Below are 17,705 nucleotides of genomic sequence, written 5' to 3'. Positions count from 1 at the left end.
AAGAGGTTTCGATCTCTTCCCTTTATTTTTGCCAATGATAATTATACTCTAAGCTGTTTCGTTATATATGTCTTCATTTTTAATATTTTGAGAAATGTATCTGGACTTGTATCTAATCTATGAAAACAATCAAGTCCATTTCCTAAAATATAGAGAGTACCTTCCGCATCTTTTTTCATCTGTTTATTCCCCTTCAGCACTTCAAACTCTATCCTTGTATCCAAAAATTTGTAGGCACTCATGCCCCCCTATAAAACATATCTCCTTTGTTCAACTCCAGTTTAACTTTTCGTTTAAGTCTATCACATACCCTTACGAATTTCAACGAAGGGAAGTTTCAACATATGAAAAAACAAACCGGCAAGGCATTGCCTCACCGGATATCGCTTTATTATCATTTTCTCATTCTATCCTATTATGCAAAATAAAAACCCATGAAATCATATTTATACACTCGATAAATGAATTTATTATCCATCTTCATTTGAAATTCTTGAAGCAAACTTCCATTTTCATCGTATTCTCCGAAAATTCCCTTCATCCCCGAATCCACGATAACATTCTCTTTATATTCCTGAACGCTGCTTACATATGCAGAATATGGCACTTGGAACGAATGTACAAGGTAATAATTTCTTTGATTTTCGTCTATTTTATATTTATAAAAGTATGAAGATACTCCTTCGGTTACTGAAGTCTCTATTCCTTCTATTTTGGTCCAGTCATAGGATGGATTTGAAACGCTTGTCCCGAAATTATTGTTAAACAGGTAAAGATAATATTCTCCTTCGTTTGTTGTTTCATCTTGAACATATGTAACAGAATGCTGACCGCCTGTTCCGGAAAAACTTCCCAGACTTTCATCTTTTTCCAACAACAGGTTTTCGTATCCTGTTCCTTCCCAAAAAGTTTTCTCTCCGATCATATATTTAATCTTCGGGGAACAATAAAGATCGGTAATCATAAGTATGGTAGAAGTTTCTCTTGAACTAAGCAGCACCTCTCCATTTCCCAGCCATTGGATTGTATTAATGTGCATCCAGTCTAAATCACCGTCTTCATTTTCCACGCACATTTTTTTATAATCTGGAAATAAATCTCCAAGGTCCAGAACATTTGTAATTTCTCCGGTTGCGGCATTGATCTTGATCACCTGATCTTCTATACTGTCCGAAGTTGTATCTGTCGCCAGAACGAGCAGGTTTCCATCATCATCAAGGACATAATCATGATGAAGAGAATAATTTCCTGTATCATAAATCTTCTCCACCTTTCCCAATGCATTTACTGCCGCCATTTTGTTATCGGAGATACTATAATACATCAGACCATCCTGAAATAAAAGTCTGTGACTGCGGTATCCAAGCAGTGGAATTTCACCTCTTAATATTCCGAAGTTATCATAATAATACATAAAATCCATTTCATCGCTGTCATTTCCAAGAATCACATACAGTCCATCGCTTATGTAATCCCCCTCTTCTTTCGCTTTTGTATTTTCTAACTGTATTTCTTCGTCTCCCAAAAGGCTGCCCATTTCATGAACATAAGAATAAGTTCTTTCATTACCGTCTTCCCCTCTCAAAGTAAAGACAATCGTATTTATTTCTTCCGGGATCAGCCCCAATACTTGAAATTCATGTTCTGTACCGTAATCTGATTCCCCGGCAGGTGTTTTTTCAAAATCCGGAATATCCGGATCAGAAACTTCTACCTTATAAGATACAGATACTTTCTCTTCTGTATTAAAATACACATATAAAGACAAGGTATTTGTTCCATATGGATTTTCCTCAATCAGCATCGTTTCTTCTGTATAATTTCCGGTACTTTTCTTTTGTTCCAAATTTTCTTCCACATGATTTTGATATGCTTCTGTATAAACAGACTGGACCAATGCCTTTGCTGTTTCCTGTCTCTTCTTTTCACTCTCAGACAAACTTTCTGTATGCGCGGCAATACGATAAAAAGTAATACTGCAAAGTATCGTTGCCGCAAAAAGAATGATTCCCATTATCGTCCAATTCTTTTTAATCTTCATCTTATTTTCTCCTATCGTTCTCGCCTTCAAGTATCAGGATAATCCATCCCTTTTATACTAGAGACTTTGTTCACCCGGGACAGCGCTGTCAGACGGCGTTTCATCCCTCGGATTTTCTTGTCCCTCCTGTGTCTCGCCGTTCTGCATTTTTCCTCCTTTCATTTCACCGCCTTGCATTCCACTGCCTTGCATTTCACCGCCTTGCATTTCACCGCCTTGCATTCTTCCGCCCTGCATACCACCTTTTCCTGCCGGATCACCGCCCATTTGTGAACTGCTTCCATAAAGAAGGCTTTCCATCGAAACCGTTTGTTCTGCTTCTCCGGCTTTCAGTGTATAAGTTTCTCCTTCTTTGATTTGGGGAGAACTTATAATTACAGAAGAATATTGTTTGTCCGCAGTCCATGACAGGATCTCATTTCCGCTGCTGTTTATAAGCGAAATATTTGTATCTGCTTGTTGTGCATCGACCATTACCATCATTGTTCCCTGAACAGAAGACTCACTGAAATTTTGTGCCATTCCTGACGAGCCTGATGCCGCGAAAACTCCTCCTGTAACAACTGCAGTTCCGCTGTAATCCAATGTTCCGTTTCCACTGTTCTCCGGTCCTGATACATAGGTTTCACCACCTGATATCGTCACATCACCATTCGAATCTATACCGTCTCCATAAGCATTAATATGCAATGTTCCGCCTGCGATATTTATATAAGCTCCTTCTGTAGAATCAAACTGATCTCCTCCTGGTCCCGGTCCTTCAAATCCACTGCTGTCATTTCCTCCGGCGGCATTCATTCCATCATCAGTTGCCTGCACCGAAATTTCTCCGCCGGAAATGTCAATACTTAATCCTTCTATTCCTTCATAACTTTGCTTAACATCTACCGTTCCGCCGGAAATAGCAACCTTAGAATCTCCATGAATCCCGTCATCTTTGGAATATAATGTGTATGTTCCTCCGCTGAGCAGGAAATTTCCGTTCGTATGCAGCGCATCATCTTCACAATCTAACGTGTAACTTCCTCCGTTAAGCACAAGCTGCGTAGCCGCTTTCATTCCTTTCACGCTGATTGTATCTTCTGTTGTTGTATCTTCTGCTGCCCTGCCTTCTGCTGTTCTGTCTTCTGCCGTTCCGTCTTCTGATACCATTTTATCCGGCTGTCTGTCCATCGGCATCTGCTCTGTGCTCGTTTGGGTTTGCGCATTCTTTCCGCCTTCCCCTGAGACAATATTATATGTTCCATCTTCTGCCTGCAGCCACAAGCCTGCACTGATTCCATCCTGCGAGGACGTAATCTCAAAAGTACCGTCTTTTAAATACACAAATCCTAAACTCGCATCATCTGCATTTTCTGCATGAATTCCGTCCTTTCCCGAGGTTATCTTATAAGATCCATCGGCAATACGAATACTGTCTTTTCCGCAAATTCCATGACTTGCACTTGTGATTTCATAAATCCCCCCTGTAAAGACAAGATCATCCTTTGACACGATTCCATGCCCTGCATCAGCTGTAACCGTGAGTTTTCCCGTTCCGTTCAATGTAAGATCTGATTTTGAGAAAACGGCTGCGTCTATATTGTTTTCATCGATCGCCGTATAAGTTCCTCCGTTTTTCAAATAATTTTCTGTTCCCTCTGCTGTCGTAACGAACACTTTATCTGCAGAACGCACATATAACGCCGCCGATTGCGAATTGCTCACTTCTGCATTTTTTAACACTACTCTGACTTTATCTGTATCTTCCGCCTCTACAATAATCATTCCGTCTGTCAGTGTCCCTGTCAGCAAATACGTTCCTTCATCTGTAATTGTAACTGTGTTTTCTGAAATTTTCACAGCATCTGATCCGCAGGAAGATCCGTCATCTGAAAGTTGGATTACCGCGCACTCCTCTTCTTCATATTCGACTTCCTGATCTCTTTTTGAAAACATATCTGACGTATCAATTTCAACTATGCCGCTGTCTGTCAAAGAGGCAGACTGTGTATTTTCCTGATCATTTTTGTCTGACTTTATCTGTGCACTACATCCTGACAACAGCAACGCTCCTGTAATGATAAAAAGTAAAACTTCTTTCTGTTTCAAATTGTAACCTCCTATAACTCACCGATAATCGTTTCCTGTCTGCAAATTGTAATTTCCAAATTTCCGTTCCGGCATCGAAGTGCGTCAATAAACTCTTTTTCCTTTCCTACATCTTTCAACGTCAGGTTATAAGTAAGCTTAAACAAACTTCCCATATTAGTTGTTTTAATTTGAACAACCTCATAATCAGATGCATATTTTTTTAAAATTTTGTCAAACACACCACTGTAGTCCAAATCTTCCGGTATTGTAATATGTAATGTTTTATAGCGCGCCGAATGTTTTCTTGTTCCGAAATCTGTTCTGTTATACAGAAGCATCATTCCTCCAAGAATTACCGCTGACAAAAATGCATATGCCAGGTATCCCATCCCTGCTACTAGTCCCGAGCACATGGCAAGAAAGATTGCTCCGATTTCTTTTGCAGAACCTGGTACAGAACGAAAACGCACTAAACTGAACGCACCGGCTACTGCCACTCCGGTTCCTACATTTCCATTTACCATCATGATCACAACACAGACAACTGCCGGAAGAAGCGCCAAAGTTGCCACAAAACTCTTTGTATATTTCGTCCCACACATATAAGTTCCTGCCAAAACTACTCCAATGACAAGCGCACATCCCACACATAGCAGAAAATCGGAAACTGTGATTACACTCGTCATATCCGTATCAAAAATCCCCTTAAAAAAAGTATCAGCCATTTCTATATCCTCCCTGTTTTCACTTTATCTGATGCTTCTGTCTGCTTCGGTTCTGTCAGCATACGCTGATAAGCAGAACCATATTTTGAAAATGATGTTTTATAAAGATGATTTTCGGTAAGTACCCGACTCATCCACAGCGGAATTCCTCCGGAAGTTTTTATCTCCATCAATGTCTGATCCTCACTCAATAGCGGAATACCGTAAATGCTGCTTCCTAAAGAGAACTCTTGCCTTCGATAAAGAATATTTTCATCGAAAGTTACCCGGAAATCGCTTCCGTCTAACGCATAGTACGCTTCTCGTTCATAGGACAGAAATACAGACGGATGCAGTCCCTCATAATAATCTCTAAAATATTGAATTTCTTTTCCGATCTGAGAACGGATCGGCAGAGGCGTTCCATTTTCAAAACTTTCCATCACTTCTTCCTCGGGAAGCTGAAGCCTTCTTTTGTAAACTACCGATTTGTATTTTTTCTTGATTTCTACATAAACCGGATCTCTTGTACAAACCGGCCGGTAACTTCTGATGCGAAGTTTTTCTTTATATACAGGCTTTTCCAGCGAATGACGAATCAGCCGGAAATTATCTGTATCAAAATAAATATTTCTAATTGTCGTTCTTCCATAGTCGTCCAGCTTCATGTAAGAACTCATCTCCTGAAGAATCTGCTCTTTTTGCTGCCGTGTAAGAAGATATTTCAGTTCATAACGTTTAAACGTCATTTGATATGCCATAATATTCCTCCATTAATTCTGTATTTCACGCATATCACTATAAAACGCTTACCTTAATTTAACTTAAAATAAACATAATCACCGGAAGTGCCAAAAGGCACATTCCAGGATTGTAAGCGGTCGCCACTGCACAAAAAAACCGTCTACCGAAAAATCGGTAAACGGTCATGTATATATCACCAACCTACAGAAAGAAAATTATTCGTTATTCTTTTTAATTATTAAAAACTACCATGATCTTCAATGATTTCTCATCTTTTGTCTCAGCCGTAATCTTTCCCTTATGATTCTCCGCAATGGCTGCTGCAATAGAAAGTCCAAGTCCATATCCTCCTGTTTGGGAATTTCTTGAATTATCTGTGCGATAAAATCGATCAAACAGATAAGGAATTTGTTCTTTAGATATCGATTCTGTCGTATTAAATACCGAGAAATAGATTCGCTTATTCTGTCTCTTTAATGTAACGGAAATCCTTCCGTTCTGGTTTGTATATTTCACAGCATTATCCAGCAAAAGCATTAAAAGTTCTCTGATTGCCTTTTCATCTCCATTCATAGAAATCATAGGTTCAACAGAGCATGTAAGTGTCACCTTCTGAATTTTTGCCGGAGCCTGAAATTCTCCGACCACCTCTTCCACCAAATCTGACAGTGGGAATTCCACAGTCAGTTCACTCTTCCCGCCTTCTTCCATTCTGGACAGCACCACAAGAGAATTCGTTAGATCCGCAAGCCTGTTTGTCTGACTCCGAATATCTTTCAGCCACTCATTTTCTCCGAAATCCATTTCCAAAATTTCTGTATCTGCATCAATAATCGTAAGCGGGGTCTTTAATTCATGACCGGCATCTGTAATAAAACGTTTCTGTTTTTCATAATTATCAGAAAAAGGCTTTACGATACGGGCAGACAGATAAACCATCAGTACAAAAACAGCCAATAATCCTACTGCTGTAACGCCAAATCCTGTCATGAAAAGATTGTGGAACAGATCTAACTGTCTCCTGCAGTCCAAAAAGATAATCCTTATTTCCGACCCGGAATCCGAAATCAAATACCTATAGTGATCGGCAAACCCTCTCTCATACTGTTTTTCTAAAGCTCTCTGTGCATACCCTGCCGCATCCACGGCATGGATCGACGCGATCTTCCCGGTATCAGTAAAAATAATGTTTCCTTCTTTATTCATTAAAACAGAAAAATATCTTGTTTCATATGGCAGTTCCGGTGAAAAGATTGATTTTTCTTTCTTCTTATCATCCGGCGGTTTCTGTGGAAAATCTCCTGCATTCTCAGCTAATATATCAAGAATGTGATCGGAATCTTTTATGATTTTGCCATAATTTAATCCGATCACAATACTCTCAATCACCAGCAATACGAAAAGCAAAGAAACCATAGACGCTGTCACCAGCTTTATGCGAAGCTTTCTAATCATGTAATTTCCTCCAAAGAATACCCGGCATTTCTAGTCGCTTTAATCTGTATATCTGCATGAAGGGCGGCAAGTTTTTTCCTTAAATAAGAAATATATACCCACACTACGTTAATTTCCGCTTCACTGTCATATCCCCATATTTTTTCAAGGAAACGTTCCGAAGAAATTAATTGATGGGGATTATTCATGAGAAGTTCCAGCATTTGAAACTCTTTATTTGCCAGTCGAAAACTCCCTTTAGGAGTCGATAATTCAAACGCTGCTCTGTCCAGGGTGACATTTCCTACATGTAATTTCGAGTCTGCCTGTGCAGCCTGCGTTCTTGTCATTGCACGAATTCTCGCCAACAATTCCTTTGAATGAAACGGTTTTGCCAAATAGTCATTTGCCCCTGCATCCAAGCCTTCCACTTTATCATCAACTTCTGATTTTGCAGTCAACAGTAAGACCGGAATCAGATTCCCCTGCTCCCGTATCTTTTTCAAGACAGTCAATCCATCCACTTTGGGCATCATAATATCCAAAATAACTCCGTCATAATTATCCATTTTTAAATAATCTAATGCACTTTGACCGTCATACACGGCATCTACAGAATATTTGCTGCGCTCCAAAATGGTTGTAAGAGCTTTCGATAACGCTTTCTCATCTTCTGCCAACAATAACCTCATCGTTTTCCTCCTTACACATATGCGCTTTGAATCAATTTGCTGTCTGTCTCTGCTATTCTAATCCTGCTAACTTAAGTCAACTTAAATAATCGGGAGTTACTGTATCTTTTTCTTATGCTATTCTATAATCCAAGCTTTTTCAGCATTTCATACTCATTCTCTGCCTGCTCCATATGAGTCCCGATCTGACTGATCACACGGGCGGATTGTCTTCCCCGGCAAACAGCGCCTCTGCCTGCGCGGATGATCCATGCTGCTGGAAGAAGCAGCGGATATTTTTTCAGAATCGGAAAAGCTCCCTCCATATCATGAACAGTCGGGAAAAAGTATCTTCTGTACGCTCTGAGCTTCTTATGGAAATCACTTTCCTTTCTGTTGCCCTGAACTCCCTTGCGCGTATATATATCGGCAAGCGTTCGTTTCTGATGTCCGTAAATTCCTCCTGTAAATACATATTCCGCAAACCAGTCATATAATTCCGGTGTCGGCTGCTGCGCCCCTTCAATCTCTACATCAAACCATGATCTGCACAGCCAGAAAATAAGTTTTGCTATTTCAGTCAACCGCAATCTGTCTAACATATCCCACAGGCGTTTCTCACAGATTTTTCCCTGCATCCTTTTATAATAAACCGCTACATCCATAAACATTCGAACTCCCGCGCCGCTGGAACTTAAATGTTTCGCAATATGATAGACTAATAGTGTCATATGATATTCTGGTTTAAAATATCCTTCTGTATTTTCCTGCAAGAATTCGCTTTCCTCAAAAGCTGCTTGAAACCATGTGTCATATTCCCGATTCTTCCCATCTCCCAAAGTCCTTCCAAGACAAAGATGCATTTCTAATATAAGGCTGTATTTTTCATAAACATATACATCTGCAGATTCACTTGTACAGTGAAAACCGGCCTTTTTTAAAGCCGCATCCGCTCTTTTTGCATCCTCCTTATGAATTAAAAAATCAACATCTGACATCATTCGAAGGGCAGGTATCGGATAATACTTTCGGAGTTCCCACCCTTTAAAAAAGATATGCTGTATCCCTGCCTGTTCCAACGTCTCGTCAAGAACTTTCATCTCGTTTTCTCTTTGAATATCACAAGTAACCGCCAAGCGATACTGACTCTGAAACACTTTTAATCGTTCTTCAGAGCATCCCTCTGTCTGCTTTAACACAACGTAACAAATCCCGCTTACTGTATGGATCTGTGCAAGATAAAAAAGTCGATCCCAAGAATCTCTTCCCATCTCTTGAAGTGTATTTTTTGTCTTCTCACTCAGTTTTCTGTTATGAATAAAAGAAGTTAGAAGGTCGGTAAGCAGCTGCTCTTCTCTTTTCATTCTTTTTTCTCCTCTTTCTTTTTCTTCTGTCCCCGTTTTTCTTCTTGTTTCCCGTTGTGCCTGTTCCTATTTCTTAAGCTATAACCCTAGCCATCCCTTTTTCAGCCGCTTCTGCAATCACGGGGAACAAGTTCGTCATTCTGATTCATTTTGATGTTAAAACTGCCGTTTTTGTCGGTTTCTAAATGATTCAATATTTCATCCTGCATAATATCACTGTTTAATATAGAAGTAAAGATAGTTTCTAATTCCTCTGTCTCCTTCATAGCTTTTTCACCATTTAATTCTTTTGAAACTGCAAATGCCACTTTTGCTCCATTAAAAACAGAAATGTTCTGTACACATAATTTTGATTCTGTAGAACATTTGATAGATGAGATTGAGAACTATATAGATTATTATAATAACAAGAGAATTAAGCGCAAACTAAAAGGACTGAGTCCGGTACAATACCGGATTCAATCCTCATTAGCTGCATAATTAAACTGCAGCTTTTTCTTTCATAAAACTTATTTTTCAAATAACTATGTTTCCGATTACGGATTAATAAAACTCGTATACACTTTTTTCTCTTTTTCAGGCAGACCGAATGCCTCTTTCCCGAGCGCGATACTTTTCATAAGAAAGACCATATTTCTTGCTACTCCGCGCATTGTCTGCTTACCTTCTTCATCCAAAGCCGCTTCTCCGACTTTTCTTCCATGGATGCAGTTCCAATACTGACCTGACGCGATCGGCATATCTGAAATCGTAAAATATTTATTTAACTCGTCAAATGTAGCGGAACATCCTCCCCGCCTTGCACATACAACACTTGCGCCGACCTTCATTGACTTATCAAATTTTGTACTATAAAACAGTCGGTCAAGACAGGCAATAAGTGTCGCATTGGCAGAAGCATAAAAAACCGGACTTGCAATCACCATTCCGTCTGCCGCTTCGAATTTAGGCGCCAGTTCATTTACAATGTCGTCAAACATACATTTTCCGTTTTTATAGCATGTTCCACACGCTGCACACCCTCGAATATCCATTTTCCCGATTTGGATTGTCTCGTATTCTACGCCATTCTCTTCAAAAATATGTTCCATTTCATGGATTGCCATCGTCGTATTGCCTTCTGTCCTCGGACTTCCATTTAAAATCAAAACCTTTAATTGATCTGCCATTTTTCTTTTCTCCTTTTTCCTTTTTTCTTTTTTCCGCCGATTTTTATTTCATATATTTCTATTCTGCTTTTATCGAATTCATTCCTCTTATCACACTTCATCCGAAGAAAGATCTTTTCCCCGAAGTTTTAAATAATAAAACTTTACTTTCTCCACAAGTGTCGTTAAATAGCGAAGCACCGGTTCAGTCGCAATCGCAAATACTACAAAAAGCATAATACATTCTTTTGTCATACTTGTAATAGCAAACAGGTCTTTCAGGAAAATGCTGCAGAACAATAATCCTGCAATACATCCTCCGACAATTCCGAACCGTATTTTATTCATCGGAGCACTGATCTTATACAGGATCATAAATCCTACGATTGCCAAAAGCATCGTTGCCGCTGTCGATATGTCAGTCGAATTTACGCCAAACGTCCTTCCAAATATCACAAGAGCTGCAACTGCAAGAGCATCCGTCAGAGCCGCCGGAAGAGCTTTCAACAAGACATTTGTAAGAAAACGCCCTTTGATCATATTTTTATTCGGTTCAAGTGCAAGGAAAAATGCAGGAACACCGATCGTAAACATACTGATCAAAGAAACTTGTGACGGTTCCAAAGGATAAGTAAACATAAATACAACCGAAGCAACACTCAACAAAAATGAAAAGATATTTTTCACAAGGAATAAACTTGCCGATCTCTGAATATTATTGACAACCCTTCTTCCTTCCAGCACAACCTGCGGCATACAAGAAAAATCTGATTCCAGCAATACAAGCTGAGACGCCTGCGCCGCTGCGTCGCTTCCTGATGCCATGGCAATGCTGCAGTCTGCATCTTTGAGCGCAAGCACATCATTTACTCCGTCTCCGGTCATTGCGACCGTATGTCCCGCTTCTTTCAAAATACGGACAAACTTCCGCTTCTGATTTGGCGTAACCCGTCCAAAAACCGTATTATTGAGAAGTGCTTTTCGCATTGACTGCTCATCTTCAAATTCTGACGCGTCCACATAGCGGTCTGCATGCTTAATTCCTGCCTGCTTTGCGACATTCGAAACAGTAACAGGATTATCTCCGGAAATGACTTTTACTTCCACGCCCTGTTCTGCAAAATATTCAAAAGTCTCTTTTGCAGCTTCCCGGATCGGGTTTGCCAGTAAAACAAAGCCAAATGGAATAATACCGTGAGTCAGAGCTTTTCCGTCGATCTCTTCATCGTAAATTCCAAATGCAAGAACCCTCGCTCCTGTAGACGCATATTCTGTAATCTCTTCCGCATAGTCATCATATTTTTCTTTCAAAACAAATTCCGGCGCTCCAAGCACATAAGCACCGTCTTCAAATGTAACACTGCTGTATTTTGTAGCAGAGGAAAATCCGGTTTTTGACAAAACATTCTTCCCCGATGCTTTTGTAAAATACTCTTTCAACGCTGCCATCGTAATATTATCTTTTGTCATAGCCGCCGCAAAATCTCCGACAAGCAAAGATAAATCTCCATTTTCTTCCTCATCGTATTCGTCAGTCTGGACTAATTTTTGAACTTTCATTGTATTCTCTGTAATCGTTCCTGTCTTGTCAACACACAACACATCTACACGAGCGAGCGTTTCAATACATTTCATGTCATGCAAAAGTACTTTTTTCTGCGCTAATCTAATAGAACTTACGGCAAGCGCAACACTTGCAAGCAGGTACAAACCTTCCGGTATCATTCCGATCACCGCCGCGATCATAGACGTCACACTTTCCCGAAATCCGTCGTGTTGAATAAAAAACGCCTGTGAAAAAAGAACAATTCCGATTGGAATGATCGCCACACCGACACATTTGACAAGTTTATCAAGAGAACGGATCATTTCCGACTGTTCTTTGGACTGCATGGCCTTTGCCTGTAAGGTCAGTTTCGATATATAGGAATCCTCCCCGACTTTATCCAGCCGCGCATGACACTGTCCTGATACAATAAAACTTCCGGACATCAATTTGTCACCTTTGCGTTTCGTGATCTCATCAGATTCACCGGTCAGCAACGATTCATTTACCTGAACTTCTCCTGCCGAAACTTCCGCATCGGCACATACCTGATCTCCGGCTTTAAAAACCACAATATCGTCGATGACAAGTTCCTCTGCGTTGATCATAGTTCTTTTTCCATCACGAACAACCGAAGCACGGGGCGCATTCAACATCGTCAGTTTATCAAGCACCTGTTTTGCCCTTATTTCCTGAACAATTCCAATCAGCGTATTTGCAATAATTACAGGAAGAAAGGTCAGATCTCTGAACGATCCTACAAGACAAAGCAATACGGCAAGCACGACAAAGATCAAGTTAAAATAAGTAAATACATTTTCATGAATAATTTCCTTCGTTGTCTTTGAAGGTGGTTCTACCGCTTTGTTCGTCCACCCGTGCAGCCGATGTTCTTGAACCTGCTGACTCGTCAGTCCCTTTTTATAATCGGGATTATATCGTGTTGTCGGAATCTTCCGTTCCTTTTTTTCCTCACTGTGCACTTGTTTTCTTCTTGCCATACAGCTTTTCACCTCTGTCTCTTCTTTCGTGCCGCCATTTTCCGCTGTTTCCTCTGCGCCCTGTCCTGTGCCATGTACAAGGGTAGCGCCGATGTACAGACCATAAATGGAGCTTTCTGTACAGCGACGCTATCGCCTGCAGTTTTTTTTATTTTTATGACTCTTCCTCTGATCCGAGTTCTTTCTGGGATAATATCCTCATGAACTCATCTCCGGTGATCGTTTCTTTCTCATACAGGTACTTTGCAAGTTCATGTAGTTTTCCCTGATGATCATTCAGCAGTTTTCGCGCCTTCTCATAAGACTGTTTTACCACATCTACAACCATATCGTCAATAGCTGTCGCTGTCTCCGGTGAACAGCTCAAACTGCTGTCGCCTCCAAGATATGGATTTGACTGTGTTTCCAGAGCAACCATACCGAATCGTTCACTCATTCCGTATCTGGTGATCATCGCCCGCGCAAGTTTCGTTGCCTGTTCGATATCGTTTGACGCGCCTGTTGTCACTGATCCGAATACAAGCTCTTCCGCACATCTTCCGCCCGTCAATGTAGCGATCTTATTCGTGAGTTCTTCCTGCGTCATCAGATTTCGTTCCTCTTCTTCCACCTGCATCGTATAACCAAGCGCACCGGAAGTTCTTGGGATAATGGTAATCTTTGTAACCGGAGCGGAATGAGTCTGCAGCGCCGCTACAAGAGCATGCCCGATTTCATGATATGCAACGATCAGTTTTTCTTTTGTGGAAAGAACACGGTTTTTCTTCTGATATCCTGCGATCACGACCTCAATACTTTCTTCAAGATCCGATTGAACGACAAATTTTCTGTTTTCACGAACTGCACGAAGCGCCGCTTCGTTTACCATATTTGCCAGTTCTGCGCCCGATGCGCCTGATGCTGCTCTCGCAATAGCGTTAAAGTCAACATTGTCGCCAAGCTTGATCTTTCTGGCATGTACTTTCAGGATTTCTTCTCGTCCCTTAAGGTCAGGAAGTTCTACCGGAATTCTCCGATCAAAACGTCCGGGACGCAGGAGAGCCGGATCTAACGTGTCCGGACGGTTTGTCGCCGCAAGTATGACAACGCCTTTGGACGCATCGAATCCATCCATTTCTGTAAGAAGCTGATTGAGTGTCTGCTCTCGTTCATCATTTCCCGCCATTCCGTGACTGTCTCGTTTCTTTCCGATCGTATCGATCTCATCGATAAATACAATACAAGGCGCTTTTTCATTTGCCTGTTTGAACAGATCACGCACTTTCGATGCTCCCATACCGACAAACATCTCCACAAATTCCGATCCTGAAATAGAGAAAAACGGAACGCCTGCTTCTCCTGCAACCGCCTTTGCAAGGAGAGTTTTTCCTGTTCCCGGAGGTCCTACAAGAAGCGCCCCTTTCGGACATACAGCGCCGATCTCCTGATATTTCTGCGGATTATGAAGGAAGTCAACGATCTCTGTCAAAAGTTCTTTTGCCTCATCTTCGCCTGCTACATCGTTGAATGTAATTCCGGTTGTCGACTGCACATATACTTTCGCATTGCTCTTCCCGAACTGCATAAACTGATTTCCGCCTGCTGCTCCTCCCATCTTTTTCATAAGCTGACGGGACAAAAACTGACCGAGCAGTATAAAAAGAATCATAGGAATTACAATCGACAAAAGCATACTCAAAAATGGACTCATCTGCCGGTCTGCAACTCTTCCGAATTTACATCCTGCCTTTTCCAATCTGTTTACCAGATCCGGATCATCGAATTTTGTCGTTTCATACTGTTGGGAATCTTCGCTCTTATCTGTGAAATAAATGCTTTCTCCTTCAAGCTGTACCTTTGATACTTCTTTGTTTTCTACCATTGTAAGAAATGTACCATAATCAACTTCCTTTACATTACCGCCTACAATGGCAGGGAATACAAAGGAGTTAAAAAGAATCAGCACTGCCAGCGCAATCAGATAATACACAATCAGCGGCTTTCTTGGTTTTTGTACTTGTTTCATAATAATCCTCCTGTCTGTATCCCTCTGCTTCTTTTTGAAAATAAAATTTATTTTTCTTTCTTCTTAAGCGCCAGACGGATTGCTTTTAAAATCTGAATGATCGGAATATTCACTGCCGCAAGACCATACACGATCAAAAGCTGCGTCAAATTCAAAGTCTGCACCTTGAAAATACTGTGAAGTCCCGGAATCATAACAACCATTGTCACTAACGCAAGTCCTAAAAGAAAGGCTCCGATCAAGTAAATATTGTTGAACAGTTTCCTTGAAAATACAACCGGTCTGTCTGACTTACAGTTAAATCCGTGGAACAGTCTTGCTGAGCAAAGTGTTGCGAACGCCATTGTACTTCCAAGCAGCGCATTACCGCCTTTATATCCGATCAAAAATGCAATCATCGTTGTAATTCCGATAGACAACCCTTCCGTTCCGATCTTAAGCATAAAACTCTTTGTTAGAATCGACTCGTTCATCGGGCGGGGTTTTTCTTCCATCACTTCTTTTGAATGAGGTTCGAGTCCGAGAGCGATTGCCGGAAGGCTGTCTGTCAACAAGTTGATAAACAACAGATGTACCGGTGCAAACGGAACCGGAAGACCTGCGATCGAAGCATACAGTACTGCAAGAATCGCGCCGAAGTTGCCTGAAAGAAGAAACTGAATCGAGTTTTTAATATTCCGATAAATATTTCTTCCGTTTTCTACTGCTTTTACAATCGTTGCAAAGTTATCGTCTGTCAGTACCATTGCCGCAGCATCTTTGGAAACTTCGCTTCCTGTAATTCCCATTGCAACACCGATATCCGCCTGTTTCAATGCCGGAGCATCGTTCACCCCGTCTCCTGTCATAGATACGATATTGCCTTTCTCCTGCCATGCGCGGACAATGCGGATCTTATGTTCCGGTGAAACACGAGCATATACTGAAATTCCTTCTACGAAATCTTTCAGTTCTTCATCTGAAAGCTTATCGATCTCAGCGCCTTCACAAGCCTCAGATTCGTCTTCCAAAATACCGATTCTCTTTGCAATCGCCGCAGCCGTCACTTTATGATCTCCCGTGATCATAATCGGACGAATGCCCGCTTTCTTACATTCAGCTACGGCAGCCTTAGACTCTTCACGCGGCGGATCCATCATCGCGATCAATCCCATAAATGTAAGATTGTTTTCATCTTCTAACGTTAATTCTAATTCATCTGATACTATTTTATATGCAAATGCAAGGACACGCAATCCCTGTCTTGAAAATGCCTGATTTTGTTCTTCAATGTTTCTTTTATCCTGCTCCGTTATCGGACGTACTCCCGAACCGATCTGTATCTGATCCATACGGTTCAGCAATACATCTACAGCACCTTTGACGATCATGAGCGGAACACCGTCAATCGTATGCTTTGTTGACATCAGTTTGCGATCGCTGTCAAAAGGATTTTCACTCTCACGCGGGTATTTTGTCCTTACCACTTCCGGATCAAGTCCAAGTTTACTTCCCAAATTGATCAGAGCCGTCTCTGTCGGATCTCCAATCTCTACACCGTCTGTATTTTTCGAATCATTACAGAGCATACTTCCAATCAGCAATCTGCTCTGTGACGGATCGTTTAAATCAATATTCTCTGCTTTGATGCAAAGACCATCAACATAGTAATCTTCAACTGTCATTTTGTTCTGTGTCAGCGTTCCTGTCTTATCAGAACAGATAATCGATACACTTCCAAGTCCTTCCACTGCCTGGAGTTTACGCATGATCGCATGTTCTTTTGCCATTTTCTGCGTACCGAAAGAAAGTACGATCGTAACGATTGAACTAAGAGCCTCCGGAATTGCCGCCACTGCAAGAGCTACTGCAAACAGAAAGGCATCTCCGATCTCATCTCCTCGAAGAATATTAATTCCAAACAGGATACCGCAGAACACAAGGATTAAGATAGAAAGTTTCTGACCGAACTGATCCAAATTGATCTGCAGCGGCGTTTTCTTCTCAGAAGTTGTTTTTAACAGACTTGCAATTTTTCCGACTTCTGTTTCCATTCCGATTCCGGTTACAACAAAAGAACCTCGTCCGTATGTGACAAAACTTCCTGAATAAACCATATTCAATCTGTCACCAAGCGGAACTTCCTCTTCCTTTATAATCTCTACTGTTTTTTCCACTCCAAGACTTTCTCCGGTCAAAGCGCTCTCGTCTACTTTCAGGCTGGCGCTTTCAAGAAGGCGGCCGTCGGCAGGAATATAATCTCCTGCGTCCAACATCACGATATCTCCGACTGTCACTTCGGAAGACGGAATCGGAATCACATTTCCGTTTCTCAAAACTTTTGCTTCCGGACCCGAAAGTTTCTTCAAACTGGCAAGAGACTGCTCTGCTTTTACTGTCTGAACTGTTCCGAGAATCGCATTCATTGTAATTACGATCAAAATAACTGCCGTACTTTCCACGTCACCCATAAATCCTGATGCAATCGCAGCAATGATCAAAATTATAACGAGAAAGTCTTTATACTGTTCAAGAAAAATTTGGAATACCGTTTTTTTCTTCCCTTCTACCAGTTCGTTTCGTCCATATTTTTCCTGATGCTCTTTGACTTGTGATTCAGTCAGCGGTTCCGCAGATCCATTCAACTGCTTCATCGTGTCCTCACCGGACATTTGATAAAATGTTTTCATCTGTTTTCCTCCTTGAGATTATATGAGTGCGCATCCTATGCGGAGCTTTTCTATCGTATAAGAAAATCATTTCCTATAGAATAAAAAAGAGACTCCTATTGCACACCGATAATGTAATGCAATAAAAGTCTCACTGTTTAATCACGATACGGATGCTTATGCATCGTACTGACGACATCGCAAACGCTTTCACAAGCGCCAGTTACTCCCTTTTATTAAATAGTAATAATATAGGAAATGGAAGTATGTGTCAACGCCTTTTCAAAAATTAACATTTTTTTCATAAACTGTTAAAGCAACAAACA

General features: G+C 41.0%; 13 protein-coding genes and 1 pseudogene. 1 reads left to right on the top strand and 13 read right to left on the bottom strand.

The window, feature by feature from the left end:
- Positions 1-41 precede the first annotated feature (41 nt).
- From RCH61_RS01670 to RCH61_RS01630, 9 genes are all read right to left on the bottom strand, one after another.
- Positions 42-242 carry a hypothetical protein gene (locus tag RCH61_RS01670; protein WP_306479691.1) on the bottom strand — a complete coding sequence of 67 codons (201 nt, stop codon included), beginning with the start codon at positions 240-242 and terminating at the stop codon, positions 42-44.
- Between the two features lie 173 nt (positions 243-415).
- Positions 416-2,041, bottom strand: coding sequence for an aryl-sulfate sulfotransferase (locus RCH61_RS01665; RefSeq protein ID WP_306479690.1), 1,626 nt, complete (start codon positions 2,039-2,041; stop codon positions 416-418).
- A gap of 57 nt (positions 2,042-2,098) precedes the next feature.
- Positions 2,099-4,132 carry a carbohydrate-binding domain-containing protein gene (locus tag RCH61_RS01660; protein WP_306479689.1) on the bottom strand — a complete coding sequence of 678 codons (2,034 nt, stop codon included), beginning with the start codon at positions 4,130-4,132 and terminating at the stop codon, positions 2,099-2,101.
- Between the two features lie 11 nt (positions 4,133-4,143).
- The gene (locus RCH61_RS01655) at positions 4,144-4,839 is read right to left on the bottom strand and encodes a DUF4956 domain-containing protein (protein ID WP_306479688.1); all 696 of its coding nucleotides are present in this window, start codon (positions 4,837-4,839) and stop codon (positions 4,144-4,146) included.
- A 2-nt stretch (positions 4,840-4,841) separates the two neighbouring features.
- Complete coding sequence (locus RCH61_RS01650; RefSeq protein WP_306479687.1) at positions 4,842-5,579, bottom strand: polyphosphate polymerase domain-containing protein; 738 nt, start codon at positions 5,577-5,579, stop codon at positions 4,842-4,844.
- Between the two features lie 214 nt (positions 5,580-5,793).
- Positions 5,794-7,017: a sensor histidine kinase gene (locus RCH61_RS01645; protein WP_306479686.1), complete on the bottom strand. Its 1,224-nt coding sequence runs from the start codon at positions 7,015-7,017 to the stop codon at positions 5,794-5,796.
- Positions 7,014-7,688 carry a response regulator transcription factor gene (locus tag RCH61_RS01640; RefSeq protein ID WP_306479685.1) on the bottom strand — a complete coding sequence of 225 codons (675 nt, stop codon included), beginning with the start codon at positions 7,686-7,688 and terminating at the stop codon, positions 7,014-7,016. The genes RCH61_RS01645 and RCH61_RS01640 overlap by 4 nt, the downstream gene beginning before the upstream one ends.
- Positions 7,689-7,810: 122 nt before the next feature.
- Positions 7,811-9,031, bottom strand: coding sequence for a nucleotidyltransferase domain-containing protein (locus RCH61_RS01635; RefSeq protein ID WP_306479684.1), 1,221 nt, complete (start codon positions 9,029-9,031; stop codon positions 7,811-7,813).
- 101 nt (positions 9,032-9,132) lie between these two features.
- Positions 9,133-9,339 carry a hypothetical protein gene (locus RCH61_RS01630; RefSeq protein WP_306479683.1) on the bottom strand — a complete coding sequence of 69 codons (207 nt, stop codon included), beginning with the start codon at positions 9,337-9,339 and terminating at the stop codon, positions 9,133-9,135.
- A 1-nt stretch (position 9,340) separates the two neighbouring features.
- Between RCH61_RS01630 and RCH61_RS01625 the strand changes: the two are divergent.
- A pseudogene (locus tag RCH61_RS01625) lies at positions 9,341-9,511 on the top strand (IS3 family transposase); the annotation flags it as partial.
- Between the two features lie 56 nt (positions 9,512-9,567).
- Here RCH61_RS01625 and RCH61_RS01620 read toward each other — a convergent pair.
- The 4 genes from RCH61_RS01620 to RCH61_RS01605 all read right to left on the bottom strand — a co-directional run bounded on the left by RCH61_RS01620 (position 9,568) and on the right by RCH61_RS01605 (position 17,400).
- Positions 9,568-10,200 carry a flavodoxin family protein gene (locus tag RCH61_RS01620; protein ID WP_306479682.1) on the bottom strand — a complete coding sequence of 211 codons (633 nt, stop codon included), beginning with the start codon at positions 10,198-10,200 and terminating at the stop codon, positions 9,568-9,570.
- A gap of 90 nt (positions 10,201-10,290) precedes the next feature.
- Positions 10,291-12,726, bottom strand: coding sequence for a cation-translocating P-type ATPase (locus tag RCH61_RS01615; RefSeq protein ID WP_306479681.1), 2,436 nt, complete (start codon positions 12,724-12,726; stop codon positions 10,291-10,293).
- A gap of 154 nt (positions 12,727-12,880) precedes the next feature.
- Complete coding sequence (gene ftsH, locus RCH61_RS01610; protein ID WP_306479680.1) at positions 12,881-14,731, bottom strand: ATP-dependent zinc metalloprotease FtsH; 1,851 nt, start codon at positions 14,729-14,731, stop codon at positions 12,881-12,883.
- A gap of 47 nt (positions 14,732-14,778) precedes the next feature.
- Entirely contained in the window at positions 14,779-17,400 is a 2,622-nt protein-coding gene (locus RCH61_RS01605) for a cation-translocating P-type ATPase (RefSeq protein WP_306479679.1), read from the bottom strand.
- Positions 17,401-17,705: the final 305 nt, after the last annotated feature.

Source organism: Mediterraneibacter sp., assembly GCF_030825015.1.
Lineage (GTDB): Bacteria > Bacillota > Clostridia > Lachnospirales > Lachnospiraceae > Mediterraneibacter.
Note: the sequence above shows the minus strand (reverse complement) of the source record. Positions and strands in the feature narration are given on the sequence as shown.